The following is a 17,931-nucleotide window of genomic DNA, read 5'->3' as shown; positions in this document are numbered from 1 at the left end:
TAATGCCCATCACCGTATTGGTGGTAGATGACTCAGCGTTTTTTCGTCGTCGGTTAACCGAAATTCTTGAAGCAGATCCCCGTTTTAAGGTGATCGGAACAGCTGAGAATGGAAGGGCGGCAATAGATAAGACGCTAGAGCTGCGTCCTGATGTCATCACAATGGACTATGAAATGCCAACTTTGGACGGCATCTCCGCAGTAAATGAAATTATGCGGCGCCGTCCTACGCCAGTATTAATGTTTTCATCCATGACCTACGAAGGCGCACGTATAACACTGCAGGCTCTCGAAGCTGGTGCAGTGGACTATATGCCAAAGAATTTTGAGGATCTTTCGCGTAATCGTCAGGCCATGGAGTCTAGCCTGCGTGACAAATTGTATGCAGTGGCTAAGAGTCGCAGAGTCACCCTGAAAAGTGCCGTAACTACTCCCGAGCTCCGTACAACACCGGCTGTACCAAGTTTCAGGAGTACGCGTACAGAAGAGCCAGCTCGCAGTACATTGAATTCAACCAATGTTGCGCCGCCGGCTCCGCAGCAGCCCATACCAGCAAGGCCTTCAGCCTCTGTGGTGGCTAAACGTTACCAGCTTGTGGCTATTGGTACATCTACAGGCGGACCAGTGGCACTGCAAGAGGTTCTGACCAGATTGCCCGCAGATTTTCCGTCTCCCATTGTCTTGATTCAACATATGCCAGCGGCCTTTACCAAGGCATTTGCTGAACGTCTCAATCAGTTGTGCAAGATTCAGGTTAAAGAGGCTGAGGACGGCGACGAGCTGCGCCCCGGTCTTGCTCTGCTTGCGCCAGGTGGAAAGCAAATGATGGTTGAGCATCGCGGTACGGGTCGAGTGCGTATTCTGCCGGGTGATGAGCGGCTAAATTATAAACCTTGTGTTGACGTAACCTTTGGCTCTGCTGCCAAACATTATCCCGGTAAGGTATTAGCGCTTGTGCTTACTGGAATGGGTGCGGATGGCAGAGAAGGTGCTCGTATGTTGAAACAGTCTGGCAGTGACATCTGGGCACAAAGCGAACAAAGCTGCGTTATCTATGGCATGCCCATGGCTATAGTAAAGGCAGGATTGGCAGACGAGATCGTTGATCTTGATGAGATTGGTGTGCGTCTGTCCAAAGCTGTGAAAGGCTGAGTAAGGAGAGGCTATGCGCGTATGGGCAGTGGCAAACCAGAAAGGCGGAGTGGGTAAGACAACCTCTGTAGTAACTCTGGCCGGGTTGCTGGGAGACATGGGGAAGTCTGTGCTGGTGGTTGATCTGGATCCACATGGCTCACTGACCAGTTACTTCCGTTATGATCCTGACCAGATAGGCGGCAGTGTATATGATCTCTTTAAGTCAAGCGCTCTGCTGGATGAAGGGCTCGCCACACAGTTGCTGCTGGATACGAGCCATCCGAATATTCGTTTGATTGGCGCTTCAACTGCTATGGCAACATTGGAGCGGCAGGCGACTGCGCAGGAAGGGATGGGGCTTGTTGTATCCAAGGCGCTAGCGACGTTGTGGGATGATTTTGACTACGTGATTCTTGATAGCCCTCCTGTTTTGGGGGTGCTGATGGTAAATGCGATGGCAGCCTGCGAGCGTTTGATTGTGCCAGTGCAAACTGAATATCTTGCGATCAAAGGTCTAGAAAGAATGCTGCGTACGTTGCTATTGGTGAACAAGTCACGTAAGCGACCATTGCCTTTTAGTATTTTGCCTACGTTTTATGATCGGCGCACTCAAGCCTCTGTACAAAGTCTCAGATTGATTCGGACCAGTTTTCCCGATCAGGTTACCAATGCGGTTGTACCTGTTGACACAAAATTCCGTAATGCCAGCTCGTCAGGGATAGTGCCCTCAGCAGTAGATCCCGGCTCTCGTGGAGTAAGAGCTTATAGCATGCTGCTAAAAAGCTTGCTGAGTCAGGAAGTTGAGGCGTCAGCAGGAGTGGCATCATGAAGCGGCGTAGCACGCAGTCAAGCTTTGCAGAGCCAAGACAGGCGCTTGAATCTTATCTTGAATCGCTGCTCAGTGAGGTGCCAGAGTATTCGACGGAAGGCGATGATCCAGCGTTGGATGCAATACCTGATGTCGTTATAACTGAAGTTGTGCCTGTTGATGTTCAAGAGCCTGTCAATGATCAGGTGGAAGAGCAGTCTGCTGCTCTAGGGGATAGCGTCCCAGCTGAGCAGCCTGTTATTGCGGAAACGCAAGTGGTTCTGAAGGAAGAGTCTTCAGTTGATGGTGGTCAGAATCTTCCTCCTGAGTTAGGCAAGCCTGGGTGGGCAGTAAACCGCTTTGAATGCCTATTGTTTAATGTTAGTGGGCTCAAATTGGCCGTGCCTTTGATTGAGCTGGGTGGGGTTCTGACTATTCCTGAAAAGGGCTTAACGCCGCTTTTTGGTCAGGCTAAATGGTTTATGGGCCTGTTACCTGCACATGGCGGTCGAATGATTCGAGTAGTCGATACTGCGCTTTGGGTCATGCCTGATCGTTATGATGAAGAGCAGCGAAAGACCATGAAGTACGTCATTCTGATCGAGGGCTCTGACTGGGGGCTTGGTTGCCATGATGTGGCTGAAGCTATCACACTGGGTGAACAGGAAGTGCGCTGGAGATCAGAGCGCAGTAAGCGTCCATGGTTAGCAGGTACAGTGATTGATCATATGTGTGCCATCATGGATGTGGGAACTATGAGTAAGATGCTTAATGCAGACGACAAGAATTACCAGCCCAAACTAGCAAACAGGTAAATCTCTGTTTGTCCAGTTTCTGTGCAAATAAGTCACTTTTCTTATCATCAGTTTTTAATTTCTGATCTATAAGTTGAGATGAGAATTAAGATTTGTAGCGAGGCGTAGGCCAAGCAACGTATTTCATTGTGGAATGCGAAAGAGGATTCAGTATGGCAAGCAATAACTCCAAAGTTGGCAATGATACGGTGCTGCAATGGGTCACGTTTCGCCTTGAGAAAGAGGTGTACGGTGTCAACGTAATGCAGGTGCAGGAAGTATTGCGATATACCGATATTGCCCCTGTCCCTGGTGCACCTGCGTATGTACTGGGGATCATCAATCTTCGAGGCAATGTCGTTACTGTCATCGATACTCGTCAGCGCTTTGGTCTGGTGCCTGCAGAAATTACGGATAACTCTCGTATCATCATCATCGAAGTGAATCATCAGGTGGTCGGTATTTTAGTCGACGCTGTAGCTGAAGTGGTTTATCTGAGCCAGTCCGAGATTGAAAGCCCCCCCAACCTGGGTAATGAAGAGAGTGCCAAGTTCATCCATGGGGTCTGTCACAAGAATGACCGGCTATTGATTCTGGTTGAGTTGGATAAATTGATGACTGAAGACGAGTGGGCCGAGATTATTAACCTGTAACGCTTGCCCCTGTTCTTGGTAATGTAAATTGCCCAAAAGTGTTGCTATTCGTCCTTCTCTCTTCAAGGGAAGGGCGAATATACTGCCGATAGCTTGGATATTATCTCCACTAGACATTTACCTTTATCCCTCGGCTTAGATTAAGGACAGTTCCTTTGGACTCAGGTTGGCTTGCCTCCGATATTTGGCCCGTATTGTTCATCATCGGCGGGTTGTCACTTGTATCTCTTCTGCTCGCATCGTGGGCTTGTTTCCGGCTGCTTCAGCAACGAAAGCAATTTCAGGCACTCATGAGTCTTTTGCGCAGTGAGGTGGATATCATGAGTCATAGCACCATTGGTGTGGGTCAGCGTCTGGTGGATGTCGAAAAACGCCTTTATAGCACTATGGAAAAGCAGCAGCGCCTGGAGGGGCGTGAGAGTGGTGGCGCAGCGATTAGCCAAGCAACCAAACTCATGGAAATGGGCGCCTCTGTTGACGATATCATGGCTAGTTGCAACATAGGCCGACCTGAAGCTGAGTTGATCGCACTTTTGCATCGTGAAGTGCGCAGTGATGCGCGCAAGAGAGTGAAAAGTCGTTGATTTACCGACGAATTAGCTGGTCGATTTTCTTGTTGTGGTGCTGACGTTTTTCTTTGAGCCGGAAAAGGAATGCCAAAATCTCTGCGATAGCCACATAGAGCTGCTCAGGTATCTCATCGCCAGGGTCCATCTGGCTGAGCATGGCAGCCAAGTGTGCATCTTCATGTAATGGAACGTTAGCCTCCTTAGCCAACGCAATAATCTGCTCAGCAATAAAGCCGCTACCGACCGCGGTAACCTGAGGTGCCTTGCCTTTGCTGGGGTCATATTCAAGAGCAGCGGCCAGTTTCTTTTTCATATCAACACCCAGTACATGACATCTCCACCCTTGGTTATAAATTCAGGCCCGCTCATCGATTAGCGACATGCCTTTCAGATACTGCTCTGGCGCCGAGTTCGAAACGGGCTTGCCGAGCATCTGTGAATAGTTCGCGACAGATACGCCTTTGCTGCCCAAAATACTGATTAACTCTTGCTGGCTGTTCGCGTCCAGATCCTGCATCCACGCATTATCCGGTAGCCAGAGCTGGATGCTCAACTGCTGTTGCCACTGAAGCTTCATGTAGATGGTTTCTCCCGTCGATACTTCAAAGTCCATTTCAATTTGCCAGGCAGTGTTGTCATCATTCTCTGATGAGTGGCGCTTTTCCGGAGCATCACGTTTGATCGCCAGATTGACGGGCTCAAGCGACTGGTAGTTACTGTTGACGGCTAGTTCAACATGCTGTGTGTCCTGTTGAAGATTGCTGAGCTGCATTACCTGTATGCGAGCCAGACGGCCTTCCAGAGCTTTGTGCATTGGGTGATCTTCTGGTAAGTCTGCCATCGCCTCCCACAGTAAGACTTTCTGATCACTTGAAACATCTTTGCCTTGAATCAAGCGCTTTTCTGTAAAAAAGCCACTGTTTTGCACGGCTTGTCGAAGTGTGTCTGCCTGTTTCAAATCTTCCTTGCTGGGAAAGGCTTGGCGTAAGCTGGCAAGTGTTTGTGTCAGATTGGGGTTTACCGCCAGTGCAGTGGGGGTTAATGCGAGATTTTGTAGTAGTGGCTGCAGCTGATTTAGATTCAGTTGCTGAGGTAGATAGCTTTTTAGCTGGGTTTGTAGTAGCTGTTGTTCGGGTGAAGTGGTAGGGACAGCCTGAAGTAACGTTGGTGTGAGAACCCTGAGGGTAACTTGTTGTCCGGGTGTAAGAGGTGATGAAGATAGTGCCTGATAGGTCTGGCCTGCGACTACCACTGTGGCCTTGTAGCCTTGGGGCATTGAATTGTTATCTGTGGAAGAGCTCAGGACCTGTGCCTGAACATACGATCCAATAGACAGGTTACGAGAACCAGTAGAGCTGGTGTTCGTCGCTGTTTGAAGGTAATTCACGGCAGCCAACGAAGAGGGCGGGATGCTGGTGGCCACAGATTGTCCTCTCTATTGTGCCAAGTCAGGACGATGTTTATTTATTTCTATATACTTCGCCAGCATTTCGCAAAGCTTAATTGTGGCTTTTGGCAACGAGTTGGCGGAGTGGGTCTGTATAGGGCTGGAAAAGCCTTCTGAGTGTTTCTGGTATATATGTTTGTCTGACTCAATCATCATGAGCGTTTTAGGAGTCTTTGCCAGTGTCATCCCCTATGTTGCAAGTTGTTGGCTTGAGCTGTGAGCGAGATGATCGTGATATTTTCCACAACCTCAGCTTTTCGTTGCAATCCGGTGAGATACTTCAAATTGATGGGCCAAATGGGGCTGGAAAGACGAGCTTGATCAGAATCTTGTCTGGCTTGCTTCAGTCTTCTGAAGGAGGAGTGTATTGGCAAGGAGAGGATATTGCCGAGGACCGCTCCGCATACAATAAAGCTATGCTGTACCTTGGCCACTGCACGGGAATCAATCCTTCACTTACTCCCCTTGAAAACCTTCAGTGGCTGGCCGCCATACATGCACATCTTGATAATACGTTGATTCCCTCTGCATTGAAGTCAGTCGCTCTGGAAGGATATGAGGATGTCCCATGTCATCAACTTTCAGCAGGGCAGAACCGTAGAGTAAGTCTTGCCCGTTTGTATATGAGTTGCGCAACTTTCTGGCTTCTCGATGAGCCATTTACAGCCATTGACCGGCAAGGGGTAGGTATGTTGGAAAGCCAGATGCAGCGTCATGCAAGCCGTGGAGGTTGCGTCATACTGACCACTCACCATGTGCTCCCTGAGTCCATGTGCCGCCGAACGTTATCTCTGCGTGGTAACGGTAGCTATGTCATCAACTGATCGTAATGTGCTAGCGACCTCGCCTATGGCTGCTGACAGTCCCTGGCGGATGACGATGTATCGTGAGTTGAGGCTAGCTGCTCGACGCATATTTGATTGGCTCAATCCGCTGGTTTTTTTTCTGCTGGTAGTTTGCCTCTTCCCTCTGGCTGTTAGCCCTGAGCCTGCATTGTTGGGGAAGATTGCCCCCGGTATTGTCTGGGTAGCAGCATTACTTGCGACGCTTCTGGGGATGGATGGACTATTCCGGAGTGACTTTGAGGATGGTTCTCTGGAGCAAATTATTGTTGGCAGTCAGCCTATTGCTTTGCTGATTAGTGCCAAGGTTTTGTCGTATTGGCTGCTGACCGGCCTGCCATTAACGCTGTTGGCGCCTCTGCTTGCGTTGATGCTGTCTCTTCCTGTGGGTAGTTATGAGGTTCTGTGTCTGAGTCTGCTTATCGGTACGCCTAGTCTTTGTCTTATTGGCGCGATTGGTGCCGCCTTGGTGGTTGGGCTGCGTAAAGGAGGGGTTTTGCTGGTTTTGCTGGTGTTGCCTCTTTATATTCCCATCCTGATCTTCGGGAGTGGGGCTGTAACTGCCTCATTGCAGGGGATGGAGGCTACTGGTCAGCTTGCTATATTAGGCGCATTTCTCGCGCTGGCGTTACCCTTGGCGCCCATAGCAACAGCAGCTGCACTGCGGATTAGTATCAATGGTTAAGGTCGTGGCGAACGCAAAAGCATTAAAAAAGCAGAAAATGCCTCAATGGTTCTATCAACTGGGTTCTCCTCGTTGGTTCTATGAGTTGAGTGGAAAATGGTTGCCGTGGCTGGGTGGCTCGGCCGCATTGTTGCTCACTATTGGCTTGGTCTGGGCACTTTTATTTGCACCGGCAGACTATCAGCAAGGTAATAGCTTTCGCATTATCTATCTTCATGTGCCCTCAGCATTCCTGGCGCAGTCTGTCTATCTGTTGATGGCAATGGCAGGGGCCATTAGTCTGATTTGGAAAATGAAGGTAGCAGAGGTAGTGGCTAAATGCGCTGCCCCTATTGGCGCTTCTTATGCGTTTCTGGCTCTGGTGACGGGGGCAATTTGGGGTAAGCCGACCTGGGGCGCCTGGTGGGTATGGGATGCCCGATTAACATCTATGCTGATCTTATTGTTTCTCTATCTTGGGGTTATAGCGCTCAATTCGGCTATTGGTGATCGTCAGATGGCCGCAAAGGCCAGTGCGATTCTTGCCATCGTGGGTGTGATTAATCTGCCAATCATCAAGTACTCCGTTTACTGGTGGAATACGCTGCATCAGCCCGCTTCATTTACTCTGACGGAAAAGCCAGCGATGCCTGCCGAAATGTGGGTGCCATTATTGCTCATGGTGCTGGGATTCTATGCTTTGTTCACCTGGACTCTGTTAACTCGTTGCAGGACTGAAATCCTGGAGCGAGAGCGTCGTGCTGGTTGGGTATGTGATCTGCTGAGCAATAGCCAAATAAAGTAGCCTGCGTATTTTTTTGATTAAAAGTTGAACTCAATAGTCGTGAGTACGGTCAATGTATTTTTCCAGTTTTAGCGACTTCATTCATATGGGCGGGCATGGTCTGTATGTATGGTCAAGTTACGGTATAGCGATGCTGGTGGTGCTTTGGAATGTGGTCATACCTCTGCTTAAGCGAGGCACTGTACTAGCTAGCCTACGGCAACGTTTGATTAGAGAGCGGTCGCATGAATCTCAAGCGTAAACATCGTATGTGGGCTGTCGTTGCACTATTGCTTGGGGTATCTGTTGCTGTTGGTCTGGCGCTGTACGCACTACAACAAAATATTAATCTTTTCTACTCACCTTCACAGATAGCAGATCATCAGGCACCAGATGACACACGTATTCGCGCGGGTGGCATGGTCGTGGAACACAGTCTGCAACGCTCAGGTGACAGTCTGATGGTACATTTCGCATTGACCGATTTTCAAAAGACCATAGAGGTGGAGTATACCGGTATCCTTCCAGACTTGTTTCGTGAGGGGCAGGGGGTGGTTGCACTGGGTAAAATGAACAGTAAAGGAGTGTTTGTTGCCGATCAGGTTCTGGCGAAACATGATGAGAAATACATGCCACCTGAGGTGGCAGCAGCCCTCAAGGCCAGTGGCAAACTCCCCCCTCAACCATCTGCGGAGCATTAAGTCATGATCCCTGAGTTGGGCCAGCTGGCGTTAATACTGGCACTGTGTCTTGCTTTGATGCTCGCTTTGGTTCCTCTTTGGGGAGCGTTCAGGGGCAATTTATTCTGGATGCGTTTCGCAACACCTCTGGCTACGGGGCAATTTTTCTTTGTGGCGTTGGCGTTTGGCTTTCTCACATATGCATTTATGACCAACGACTTCACTGTTGCATATGTTGCTACCAACTCTAATAGTCACTTACCGTGGTACTACAAATTCAGTGCAGTATGGGGTGGGCATGAGGGGTCACTATTGTTGTGGTTGTTCATTCTTTGTCTTTGGACTGTTGCCGTGGCATGGCGTAGCTTACACCTGCCAGCTGAGCTTCGATCACGCGTTCTATCCGTGATGGGTATGATTTCAACCGGATTCCTGTTATTTGTGCTACTCACCTCTAGTCCCTTTACTCGTCTCTTTTTCAATGCTCCTGATGATGGCCAGGATCTTAATCCTTTGTTACAGGACTTTGGACTGATCGTTCATCCACCTATGTTGTATATGGGGTATGTTGGCTTCTCGGTGGCTTTTGCTTTCGCTATAGCTGCACTTTTGGGAGGCCGGCTGGACGCGGCGTGGGCTCGTTGGGCAAGACCTTGGACTAATGCGGCGTGGGCTTTCTTGTCCATAGGTATTGTTCTGGGTTCCTGGTGGGCCTATTACGAACTGGGTTGGGGGGGGTGGTGGTTCTGGGACCCGGTTGAAAACGCGTCATTCATGCCTTGGCTGGCCGGTACAGCCCTAATACATTCAATGGCAGTGACAGAGAAGCGTGGTGAATTCAAAAGCTGGACTGTCCTGCTGGCAATATGTGCATTTTCTCTCAGCTTGCTCGGGACGTTTCTGGTGCGTTCCGGTGTGCTGACATCAGTGCATGCCTTTGCCTCTGATCCGACGCGTGGCTTTTTCGTATTGATGTTACTTGCGGTAACGGTAGGCGGGTCACTGCTCCTGTTCGCATTACGAGCAGTCGACCTCAAGTCTGAATCGACTTTTAATCTGTTATCAAAAGAAACATGGCTGTTAATCAACAATCTCATCTTGCTGGTTGCCATGGTCGTCGTGCTTCTTGGCACTTTATATCCACTGGTAGTTGATGCCCTGCAGTTGGGCAAATTGTCAGTTGGCCCTCCCTATTTCAATATGCTTTTCGTTCCTCTTATGGGGCTGCTGGCACTCGCACTGGGCAGTGGATTAATGCTCCGTTGGAAACGTCATGCGCGAGATCAGTGGCTGAAATCGCTAGCGTTTCCGGCGTTGGCGGTACTGATATTTGCAACAGTGGCAATTATTTGGGGAGGGGAGCATCGTTGGGGAATTGTTTTAGGTGTCGTCATGGCAGGCTGGATAGCAGTATCTACGCTTGTTGATGTGGCGCGTCGTATACGTTTCAGTCAGCAGGGATGGAGGCAGCCAAGGTCATATTGGGGGATGCATGTGGCTCATTTGGGTTTTTGTGCTTCGATTCTTGGCGTAACCTGGGTCAGTCTGCACGCATTTGAGCAGGATATCCGTGTTGAGCCAGGGCATGTGGAACATATCGATGGTTACGACATCAGCTATCTCGGAGCGACCAGTTTGCAAGGGCCTAACTACACGGCGGAGCAGGGGCATTTTGTTGTTAGTAAGCAAGGCAAAACCATAACGGAGCTGTTTCCACAAAAGCGCAATTACAGTGTCCAGCGTTCAATGATGACTGAGGCCGCTATCGACCCAGGTTTGATGCAAGACATTTATATTGCAATGGGAGAGCGTCTGGACGGTGGTGCATGGGCTGTACGTATTCATATCAAACCTATGGTGAGGTGGATATGGCTGGGTGGGCTATTGATGGCATTTGGCGGTGCTTTAGCGGCCACAGATCTGCGCTATCGCCGGTTGCGTCATCGACAGTCGCAAGCAAGTGTAGGGTTAGAAACAGCACCTGTAACTGAGGTTTCTCATGCGTAAAGCGTTGTTTTTCTTGCCTTTGATAGTTGCTTTTGGCTTGGGTGTGCTGTTCTGGCAAAGTTTGGGAAAGGATCCCAGCACGCTTCCCTCTGCGTTAATAAATAAGCCCCTCCCAGACTTTAGTTTGCCTACAGTAGAGAATAGTAGTGAGCTGATCGGTGCTGCGCGGCTCAAGGGGCAACCAGTGTTACTCAATATTTGGGCTACCTGGTGTCCGTCCTGCCATATGGAACATCCGTATTTCATGCAGCTTGCCAAACAGGGTGTACCTATTATTGGCATCAACTATAAGGATGACCGTGCTAGCGCAATGAGGTGGCTGGCTGAGCTTGGAAATCCTTATTTGTTCAGTATTTTTGATGAAAAGGGCAGCTTGGGCTTTGATTTGGGAGTTTATGGTGCACCTGAGACGTACCTCATCGATAAAGACGGCATTATTCGCTATAAGCATGTGGGTGTTGTCGATGAGCGAGTGTGGCGGGAGCAGATCCAGCCAATCTATGAACGTTTAAAGAGCTGATCGTTTATGGGGCGTGCATTTTTTATGCTGCTGGTTTTGTTCATGACAAACCAGGTAAGCGCAGCAATTGAGGCTCAACACTTTGCTGATCCTCAATTGCAGCAGCGTTATCAATCTCTAGTATGGGAGTTACGTTGTCCCAAATGCCAGAATCAGAATATTGGAGACTCGAACGCTCCTATTGCACAGGATTTGCGTGATGAAGTAGCAACATTGCTACGTGAAGGGAAATCAGATCAAGACATCCAGAATTACATGGTGAGTCGTTTTGGTGAGTTTGTGCTTTACCGGCCGAAGCTTGATCCGGTCACCTGGCTTCTCTGGTTTGGCCCACTGTTGCTTTTGCTTGTTGGTGGTCTGGCTGTCTGGTTACTTGCGGGTCGTAGTCGGCCCCGTATAGAGCAGGCGAATACTAACGAGTTGAGTGACTCAGCTGCCCGGTTAGCTTCTTTGCTGAAAGAGGATGACCGCTAATGGTTGTATTCTGGTTGGCTGCAGCCATGTTAGTTATGGCTGCAATAGCATTTGTCGTATATCCACTGTTTCATCCGGTACGCTCTGCCGTTAGTGTGGTCGACCGAAAAAGAGCAAATGTTCAAGCATTTAGATATCGCCTATACGATGCGGAGTTGGAACTTAAGCTCAATGGACTGAGTAATGAAGAGTTTAAGCTATACAAGTCGGAGCTTGAGCAGGAACTCTTAGCTGATATCCCTCTGCAGGAAGATGTGGGTGCTTCTTACATCGTAGAACGAAAGCAGCTCATTCTGGTCGTCTTGCTAGCGCTATTGATTCCGCTGGTTGGGTTGCCACTCTATAAATATTGGGGGGCTGCAGATGAAATGGGTCAATGGATAGCAATGGAGAACAGCAAGGGAATGTCATTGCACCAGGCTGTCGTTGAGTTGCAACAACGGCTGGCTAGCAATCCAGACAATCCTGAAGGATGGTTTGTCTTAGCAGGTACTCTATTGGATCTGGGTCGTTATCAGGAAGCTGCGGACGCACTTACCAAGACACAGTCTTATATTCCAGATAATGCACCAATTAAAGTCATGGTCATGGGGCAAAAGGCGCAGGCCTTATTTTTTGCCGGTGGCGGAAAGATTACTCAGGAAGTAAAGCAGGCAATTGATGATACGCTGGCTCTTGCGCCCAATGAGCCAACGGTGATGGGGATTTTGGGTATCGCAGCATACAATCAGAAACTCTATAAAGAGGCTATTGGTTTTTGGCAGAGAGCATTGTCCTCCAATCCAGATGAGAAAGCTGCGCAAGCTCTGCGTAGTGGCATCATCCAGGCTCAGGCTCAATTGCAACAAAGTGCTTCGCTGGGTGATGATAGTTTGGATGGCAAGAAGCGTTCTTTGGAGCGCATTAGTGTGACAGTTACTTTGTCTCCTGAGGCAAATGCCCAGCTCAGAGACGATCAATTTGTTTTTGTGTTAGTTCGACGTGCAGGCGAGAAAATGCCTTTAGCTGTCCGTCGTGTGAGTGCGGCGGCGTTGTCTGAAACTATCGTGTTGGATCAAAGCAATAGCATGGTGGGACAGTCACTGGAAAATAACGGGCCATTACAGGTCGTTGCACGTATTTCACAAAGTAACAATCCAATTCCAGAAAAAGGCGACTGGTTTGGTGAAATAGATGGAGTGACACTGGCGGAAAAGCAGCAACTGAGTCTAAAATTGCAGATCGATAAGCAATATCAGTAAACCTACTGTTTTTTCTTGCACCCAGTCAGCTGGTGGTTATGATTAAAGAGGTTGTTTTTTGTACTCTAAGGCATTGAGTATTTAGATATCTCAGTAAGCAGATCAGTGGCTAGCTAGTATGAAAAACAGTTTTAAAGTGGCGACTCAGACAGCGGTTGTTTAAGAATGGAAATCAGCTTACGCGAATGGCTCATTGTTTTTGGCATGGTAGCCATTGTCCTAATCGCAGTTGACGGTCTTCGGCGTTTTTATATGCAGCGCAATCGTAATCCTTTGCGTATGCGAATCGATAGAAGTCTGTCCAGCGCGAGTGACGTGGAGTCTTCAGATTCTGTTAGTCGGGAGTTGCCTAATGGTGGGGCAAGGGTGACCAGAATGGAGCCTCATGCCTTCGCTAGTGCTTTGAATAAGCTCCGCTCGGGTAAGCTTTCCAAGAGTTCAACAGCTAATCGTGAGATCACTCCCAGGAAGTTAGAGAGCAAAAAAGTTCCTCCGAAAGTAGGTTTGCACGATTTACACGTTGAGGTAGATCCTCTCCTGGATCAGCCAGCAGACAAATTTACTTCATCAACTCAGTCTTCATTTTCTGCTTCTGGTGATCATGAGTTTGCAGAGAGCTTCGCCCCCACATTAACTACTGTGGCAGATTGGCCAGATTCAGTTGTGGAAGATACTCATCACAACCAAATGTCTGAGACTGACGGTTTGATTTTGTCGGAAGATCAGAGCTTTTCTGGTAGAGGCAAGTCAATTAGTCTTGCTTCAGGTCATGCGGAGCCAAGGAGCTCAGTTTTTGAGACTACTGGGTCTCAGGCAGAATGGTATGAACAATCTTTGGTTGATGCATCTGACCCGCAGTCAGAGCAAGTAATAAAAAACTGTAATGAAGATGGTTCTCCTGATGTGGCAGCTTCAAATCCATGGGAACGACCTATTTCTGAGCTAATGGATGACGATGTCGATCTTTTTGATGAGGCTGATGGTGACGATATTCCAACTTCTTTAGAGACCGAACAGAAAGAAGCAATTGTCATAGAAGAGGAAGACGTTCCTTACCAGGAAACCGCGCGTGTCCTGCCCATGCGCGCCGACCCATTATTCGAGCTTAAGCGTCAGGCTCGCGTGAAAGCAGATGCCTCATCGTTCAGTGTTAATGCTGAGGAGCATATTATCGTTAGTGTGACCGCGGTCAGTGACGGTGGTTTTGACGGTGAGCAATTATTACAGGTACTGCTAGCATGCGGTTTGCGATTCGGCGAAAGAAATATCTTCCATCGCCATGAACTGGGGCTCAACAAAGGTAAAGTCCAGTTCAGCATGGCTAACATGTTGAATCCAGGTGACTTTGATCTTGATCATATCGAGTCTGTAAAAACCCCCGGGGTGACGTTCTTCATGGGTATGCCTGGTGCTGACGATTTGATGCTGGCTTTCGAGTGCATGCTGAGTACTGCACAGTGCTTGGCAAAAAACCTGAATGGTGAGCTAAAAGACGAGAATCATAGCGTCATGCGCCCCCAGACAATCGAACACTGTCGTCAACGTATCCGGGAGTTTGAAAGGCGTCAGTTGACACATCAACCTCATCGCAGACAGCACCTTTCTTGATAGCAAAGCTGTCCTGACAGAAACGACATAGGCCGGTACAATTCCGGCCTATGTCGTTTCTGTCAGGACCAGTTTCTTATGTCTCTTACTCCTAGTGATGCCATTGAGTCGCTCCGTCAGCAAATTCGTGAGCACGACTATCATTACTATGTCGAAGATGATCCGCGAATTCCTGATCAGGACTACGATGCATTAATGCAGCAGCTGAAAAAGCTGGAGAATGAGCATCCAGAGCTGCTGACTACAGACTCCCCGACGCAGAGAGTGGGAGGGTCACCATTAAGCAGCTTCAGTACTGTGCAACATGTTGCTCCCATGCTCTCTCTTGATAACGCTTTTAGTGAGCAAGATATGCAGGACTTTGTCCGGCGTATTCGGGAGCGGCTTAAACTACCCGCAACGAGTACAGTGGCGTTCGCAGCTGAGCCTAAGCTGGATGGGATTGCCGTCAGTTTGCTGTATGAAAATGGCTCTCTGATCAGGGCTGCAACGCGGGGGGACGGTGAGTTTGGAGAGGACATAACCGCAAACGTAAGAACGATTGCTGCGGTTCCGTTACGTCTGCTCGGGGACTCAGTGCCTCAGCGATTGGAGGTAAGGGGAGAGGTGGTTATGTCAAAAGCCAGTTTTGAGGCTTTTAACCAGCGCGCTATTGCAAAAAATGAGAAGCCATTTGTAAACCCAAGGAATGCTGCCGCGGGAAGTTTACGCCAGCTAGACTCCCGGATCACAGCTAAACGCTCGTTGGATTGTTATTGTTACGCTGTGGGTCTGCTAGAAGGGCATGAGTGGCCTGAGGATCAGATGGCTTTGCTTGAAAAGCTGAAGCAGTGGGGGTTTAAGGTAAATCCTGAAATCAAATTGGTTTCTGGTATCGATGGATGTTCAGAATACTACAGCCAAATGATGACCAGACGAGATCAACTCAAGTATGAGATTGACGGCTTGGTCTTTAAGGTAAACCGGCGCGACTGGCAATCAGAGCTGGGTTACGTTTCTAGAGCTCCCCGATGGGCTATCGCTCATAAGTTCCCCGCCCAGGAGGCGATGACCACTGTTGAGTCGGTTGAGTTTCAAGTTGGACGTACTGGCGCTATAACTCCTGTAGCTAAACTGAAGCCAGTGTTTGTTGGTGGGGTTACTGTCTCCAATGCAACGTTGCATAATATGGATGAAATTGATCGACTTGGCATCCAGGTTGGAGACTATGTATTTATTCGTCGGGCGGGCGACGTTATTCCTCAGGTTGTGAGAGTGGCGTTGGAGAAACGTCCTGACACTGCGCGACCTGTATCCATGCCGACTCAATGTCCTGCCTGTGGGGCTGATGTTGAGCGCGAGGAGGAGCAGGCAGTTGCCCGCTGTTCGGGTGGTTTGTCCTGCCCGGCTCAGCGAAAAGAGGCACTGAAGCATTTTGTTTCTCGCCGTGCGATGGATATCGATGGACTTGGTGACAAGTTAATCGATCAGCTGGTAGACACAAGTTTGGTACTGAGTCCTGCTGACTTATACAAGTTACAACTATCTTCACTAATAGGCTTGGAGCGCATGGGAGAAAAATCTTCAGTTAAGCTACTGAAGGCTATAGATGCGTCCAAGTCGACAACTCTTGCAAAGTTCATATATGCCCTGGGTATCCGTGAAGTTGGCGAATCTACAGCAAAAGCTGTTGCCAGCTTCTTCGGTAATTTGCAGTCGATTAAAGAGGCTGATATTGAGAGGCTTCAGGAAGTGCCAGATGTCGGTGTTGTAGTAGCTAAACATATTCATGTGTTTTTCCGACAGTCAGACAATCTTGATGCTGTAGATCGCCTCATAGAGGTCGGCGTGCATTGGACTGAAGGTCAGCCTCGCAGCGTTGGTGATGCTTCTGCATCCTTGCCACTAACGGGGCAGACAGTGGTGGTGACAGGTACTATGGAAAGTGTTTCGCGAGATGATGCGAAGGCGCTGTTGGAGCAATTAGGCGCCAAAGTGGCAGGGAGTGTTTCTGCAAAAACCAGCTGGGTATTAGCTGGTCCTGGAGCCGGGTCAAAGCTGTCGAAGGCTGAAGTGCTGGGGGTTGAAGTGAGGGATGAGGCGTACTTCCTTTCGCTGCTCGCATTGAATGGTGTGCAGCCAACTAGTGATTAGTCACGGCTATAAAATGTGCTTTCAGTTCTGGGGTGCCTGATGAGGGCTCACCTAGGGGATGCAGCTCGTGCTCAATGTAGCGACTCGTCAAGCATTGGTGATTACATATAAGCAACTCTCTGCAACCGGTCCAATAAAGCTATTCGTCTACCATAACTATAGCCGCGGGAAAGTGGCTTCAAGGCATACAAACTCAGTCATATACAAGGTACAAGCATATGGATATTGGTATTTATGGCCTTAGCCTGACAGGCGTAGTGACCGCTGTTAGTTTGGCTCATGTAGGTAACAATGTTGTACTGATGCCTGCTCCTGGTGAGTCATTACAGATGGTGGAGTGGCAATCTCTACTCTCCGATGAGCCAGGGTTGCTTGCAGCTTTCAATAAGGAACAACTGGAAGGGCGGTTGAAAGTTGAGGTAGGCCACCAAAAGTTGCTACCAGGTAAGGATGCACACTTTTTAGCTCTGGACCCTGATGCTTATGCTTCTCTCGATGAATGGCTGGGGTTAGATCAGCTGGTGGATGAGCGTGTACTGCTGATCATTCAGACCGCTGTGCCTGTAGGGACAGCAGAGCGATTGCAGGCGTCAATAGCGCAGAATTGGGCTAAGCAGGGGTTCTCTTCCCCCTATGCTGTAGTTTCCATGCCTGACTTTATTCGTCAGGGTACCGCACTGGATAATTTTCAGCGTCCAGGGCGAGTGTTGGTTGGCTGTGATGTTGATTGGCCACGAGCACTGATGCGCGACATTCTTCGACCTTTTAATCGTAACCGTGATTCGTTGCTGTTTATGAGCAGCAGAGAGGCCGAGTTTAGTAAGTTTGTTGTGAACGGGATGCTGGCTACCAAGCTAAGCTTTATGAACGAGATGGCAAACCTTGCCGAGCTTCTCGATGTCGACATTGAGAAGGTTCGGCATGGTGTTGGGTCTGATAGCCGTATTGGATATGACTATATCTATCCCGGTTGTGGTTTCGGTGGGGCACATTTTTCTGCTGATATCATTCGTCTCGCTGCCCAGGTTGAACAAAGTGGCGGGCATGGCAACTTACTGCAGTCGGTTCTTAAAATTAATGAGCAACAGAAGGAGGTACTGTTTCGAAAGTTATGGTGCCACTATCAAGGGCAACTTAAAGGCCGGACAGTCGCAGTTTGGGGGGCATCCTTTAAACCCAATACCAGCAGTATGCGTAATGCGCCGTCACTGGTGTTGATGGAAGCGCTCTGGGCGCAGGGGTGTTCGGTACGTCTGCATGACCCTAAAGCTCTGGACAATGTGAGAGAGCTGCTCGGTGACCGTGACGATTTGGTCTTATGCAGTGATCCTTATGAAGCAGTGGCAGGAGCAGATGCCTTGTTGCTAATGACAGAGTGGAAAGACTACTGGAGTCCAGACTATCGACGTCTGATGCAGCTCTTGAAGACTCCTTTAGTGCTGGATGGACGTAATATTTATGATCCTTATCTGATGGCTGAGCGTGGATTTATCTACCAAGGTGTCGGGCGTCGTACAGCTTAGCTCTCATTGGCTAGATGTGTTGTTTGTTTGCACAGTTTGCAGGATTGCTCT

General features: G+C 49.0%; 19 protein-coding genes. 17 read left to right on the top strand and 2 right to left on the bottom strand.

Annotated elements, in window-relative coordinates:
* Positions 1-2 precede the first annotated feature (2 nt).
* The 5 genes from QCD60_RS01570 (at position 3) to QCD60_RS01550 (ending at position 3,972) form a co-directional block, all read left to right on the top strand.
* Positions 3-1,151, top strand: a complete 1,149-nt coding sequence (locus QCD60_RS01570; protein ID WP_279781760.1) for a chemotaxis response regulator protein-glutamate methylesterase — start codon at positions 3-5, stop codon at positions 1,149-1,151.
* A gap of 13 nt (positions 1,152-1,164) precedes the next feature.
* Entirely contained in the window at positions 1,165-1,962 is a 798-nt protein-coding gene (locus tag QCD60_RS01565) for a ParA family protein (protein ID WP_279781757.1), read from the top strand.
* On the top strand, positions 1,959-2,756 hold the full coding sequence (locus tag QCD60_RS01560; RefSeq protein WP_279781755.1) for a chemotaxis protein CheW: 798 nt from the start codon (positions 1,959-1,961) through the stop codon (positions 2,754-2,756). Before QCD60_RS01565 ends, QCD60_RS01560 begins: the two co-directional genes overlap by 4 nt.
* A 152-nt stretch (positions 2,757-2,908) precedes the next feature.
* Positions 2,909-3,388: a chemotaxis protein CheW gene (locus QCD60_RS01555; RefSeq protein WP_279781753.1), complete on the top strand. Its 480-nt coding sequence runs from the start codon at positions 2,909-2,911 to the stop codon at positions 3,386-3,388.
* A gap of 155 nt (positions 3,389-3,543) precedes the next feature.
* On the top strand, positions 3,544-3,972 hold the full coding sequence (locus tag QCD60_RS01550; RefSeq protein WP_279781749.1) for a DUF2802 domain-containing protein: 429 nt from the start codon (positions 3,544-3,546) through the stop codon (positions 3,970-3,972).
* A gap of 1 nt (position 3,973) precedes the next feature.
* Here the strand turns inward: QCD60_RS01550 and QCD60_RS01545 are convergent, their stop codons facing one another.
* Together QCD60_RS01545 and QCD60_RS01540 are read right to left on the bottom strand one after the other, a co-directional pair.
* Complete coding sequence (locus tag QCD60_RS01545; RefSeq protein ID WP_207780421.1) at positions 3,974-4,270, bottom strand: EscU/YscU/HrcU family type III secretion system export apparatus switch protein; 297 nt, start codon at positions 4,268-4,270, stop codon at positions 3,974-3,976.
* A gap of 42 nt (positions 4,271-4,312) precedes the next feature.
* Positions 4,313-5,380: a hypothetical protein gene (locus QCD60_RS01540; RefSeq protein WP_279781745.1), complete on the bottom strand. Its 1,068-nt coding sequence runs from the start codon at positions 5,378-5,380 to the stop codon at positions 4,313-4,315.
* A gap of 203 nt (positions 5,381-5,583) precedes the next feature.
* On the opposite strand from QCD60_RS01540, the gene ccmA reads away from it, so the two are divergent.
* The 12 genes from ccmA to QCD60_RS01480 all read left to right on the top strand — a co-directional run bounded on the left by ccmA (position 5,584) and on the right by QCD60_RS01480 (position 17,880).
* Positions 5,584-6,228, top strand: a complete 645-nt coding sequence (ccmA, locus tag QCD60_RS01535; RefSeq protein WP_279781743.1) for a cytochrome c biogenesis heme-transporting ATPase CcmA — start codon at positions 5,584-5,586, stop codon at positions 6,226-6,228.
* Between the two features lie 25 nt (positions 6,229-6,253).
* Entirely contained in the window at positions 6,254-6,931 is a 678-nt protein-coding gene (ccmB, locus tag QCD60_RS01530) for a heme exporter protein CcmB (RefSeq protein WP_279787862.1), read from the top strand.
* Positions 6,924-7,715, top strand: a complete 792-nt coding sequence (locus QCD60_RS01525) for a heme ABC transporter permease (RefSeq protein WP_279781741.1) — start codon at positions 6,924-6,926, stop codon at positions 7,713-7,715. Before ccmB ends, QCD60_RS01525 begins: the two co-directional genes overlap by 8 nt.
* A 52-nt stretch (positions 7,716-7,767) precedes the next feature.
* Positions 7,768-7,956: a heme exporter protein CcmD gene (ccmD, locus tag QCD60_RS30625; RefSeq protein WP_110189287.1), complete on the top strand. Its 189-nt coding sequence runs from the start codon at positions 7,768-7,770 to the stop codon at positions 7,954-7,956.
* On the top strand, positions 7,940-8,395 hold the full coding sequence (gene ccmE / locus QCD60_RS01515) for a cytochrome c maturation protein CcmE (RefSeq protein WP_104152433.1): 456 nt from the start codon (positions 7,940-7,942) through the stop codon (positions 8,393-8,395). Before ccmD ends, ccmE begins: the two co-directional genes overlap by 17 nt.
* Before the next feature lie 3 nt (positions 8,396-8,398).
* Positions 8,399-10,381: a heme lyase CcmF/NrfE family subunit gene (locus tag QCD60_RS01510; RefSeq protein ID WP_279781737.1), complete on the top strand. Its 1,983-nt coding sequence runs from the start codon at positions 8,399-8,401 to the stop codon at positions 10,379-10,381.
* Positions 10,374-10,901, top strand: coding sequence for a DsbE family thiol:disulfide interchange protein (locus QCD60_RS01505; protein ID WP_279781735.1), 528 nt, complete (start codon positions 10,374-10,376; stop codon positions 10,899-10,901). The genes QCD60_RS01510 and QCD60_RS01505 overlap by 8 nt, the downstream gene beginning before the upstream one ends.
* A gap of 6 nt (positions 10,902-10,907) precedes the next feature.
* A complete protein-coding gene (locus QCD60_RS01500) occupies positions 10,908-11,375 on the top strand; it encodes a cytochrome c-type biogenesis protein CcmH (RefSeq protein ID WP_279781733.1) in 468 nt (155 codons plus the stop codon).
* Complete coding sequence (ccmI, locus tag QCD60_RS01495; RefSeq protein ID WP_279781730.1) at positions 11,375-12,616, top strand: c-type cytochrome biogenesis protein CcmI; 1,242 nt, start codon at positions 11,375-11,377, stop codon at positions 12,614-12,616. Before QCD60_RS01500 ends, ccmI begins: the two co-directional genes overlap by 1 nt.
* A gap of 165 nt (positions 12,617-12,781) precedes the next feature.
* Complete coding sequence (gene zipA, locus QCD60_RS01490; protein ID WP_279781728.1) at positions 12,782-14,224, top strand: cell division protein ZipA; 1,443 nt, start codon at positions 12,782-12,784, stop codon at positions 14,222-14,224.
* 78 nt (positions 14,225-14,302) lie between these two features.
* Positions 14,303-16,357 carry an NAD-dependent DNA ligase LigA gene (gene ligA, locus QCD60_RS01485; RefSeq protein WP_279781726.1) on the top strand — a complete coding sequence of 685 codons (2,055 nt, stop codon included), beginning with the start codon at positions 14,303-14,305 and terminating at the stop codon, positions 16,355-16,357.
* A 218-nt stretch (positions 16,358-16,575) separates the two neighbouring features.
* On the top strand, positions 16,576-17,880 hold the full coding sequence (locus QCD60_RS01480; RefSeq protein WP_279781724.1) for a nucleotide sugar dehydrogenase: 1,305 nt from the start codon (positions 16,576-16,578) through the stop codon (positions 17,878-17,880).
* The last annotated feature ends 51 nt before the right edge of the window (positions 17,881-17,931 follow it).

The sequence above is a fragment of the Pokkaliibacter sp. MBI-7 genome, assembly GCF_029846635.1.
In the GTDB taxonomy this organism is placed as follows: Bacteria; Pseudomonadota; Gammaproteobacteria; order Pseudomonadales; family Balneatricaceae; genus Pokkaliibacter.
The sequence above is the reverse complement of the archived record's forward strand: the minus strand, read 5'-3'. Positions and strand labels throughout refer to the sequence as shown.

What these genes read in the sequence shown, in the direction of transcription:
- QCD60_RS01570 (WP_279781760.1), top strand. Translation starts at nt 3, where the DNA reads ATGCCCATCACCGTATTGGTGGTAGATGACTCAGCGTTTTTTCGTCGT.
- QCD60_RS01565 (WP_279781757.1), top strand. Translation starts at nt 1,165, where the DNA reads ATGCGCGTATGGGCAGTGGCAAACCAGAAAGGCGGAGTGGGTAAGACA.
- QCD60_RS01560 (WP_279781755.1), top strand. Translation starts at nt 1,959, where the DNA reads ATGAAGCGGCGTAGCACGCAGTCAAGCTTTGCAGAGCCAAGACAGGCG.
- QCD60_RS01555 (WP_279781753.1), top strand. Translation starts at nt 2,909, where the DNA reads ATGGCAAGCAATAACTCCAAAGTTGGCAATGATACGGTGCTGCAATGG.
- QCD60_RS01545 (WP_207780421.1), bottom strand. Translation starts at nt 4,270, where the DNA reads ATGAAAAAGAAACTGGCCGCTGCTCTTGAATATGACCCCAGCAAAGGC.
- ccmB (WP_279787862.1), top strand. Translation starts at nt 6,254, where the DNA reads ATGGCTGCTGACAGTCCCTGGCGGATGACGATGTATCGTGAGTTGAGG.
- QCD60_RS01525 (WP_279781741.1), top strand. Translation starts at nt 6,924, where the DNA reads ATGGTTAAGGTCGTGGCGAACGCAAAAGCATTAAAAAAGCAGAAAATG.
- ccmD (WP_110189287.1), top strand. Translation starts at nt 7,768, where the DNA reads ATGTATTTTTCCAGTTTTAGCGACTTCATTCATATGGGCGGGCATGGT.
- ccmE (WP_104152433.1), top strand. Translation starts at nt 7,940, where the DNA reads ATGAATCTCAAGCGTAAACATCGTATGTGGGCTGTCGTTGCACTATTG.
- QCD60_RS01510 (WP_279781737.1), top strand. Translation starts at nt 8,399, where the DNA reads ATGATCCCTGAGTTGGGCCAGCTGGCGTTAATACTGGCACTGTGTCTT.
- QCD60_RS01505 (WP_279781735.1), top strand. Translation starts at nt 10,374, where the DNA reads ATGCGTAAAGCGTTGTTTTTCTTGCCTTTGATAGTTGCTTTTGGCTTG.
- QCD60_RS01500 (WP_279781733.1), top strand. Translation starts at nt 10,908, where the DNA reads ATGGGGCGTGCATTTTTTATGCTGCTGGTTTTGTTCATGACAAACCAG.
- ccmI (WP_279781730.1), top strand. Translation starts at nt 11,375, where the DNA reads ATGGTTGTATTCTGGTTGGCTGCAGCCATGTTAGTTATGGCTGCAATA.
- zipA (WP_279781728.1), top strand. Translation starts at nt 12,782, where the DNA reads ATGGAAATCAGCTTACGCGAATGGCTCATTGTTTTTGGCATGGTAGCC.
- ligA (WP_279781726.1), top strand. Translation starts at nt 14,303, where the DNA reads ATGTCTCTTACTCCTAGTGATGCCATTGAGTCGCTCCGTCAGCAAATT.
- QCD60_RS01480 (WP_279781724.1), top strand. Translation starts at nt 16,576, where the DNA reads ATGGATATTGGTATTTATGGCCTTAGCCTGACAGGCGTAGTGACCGCT.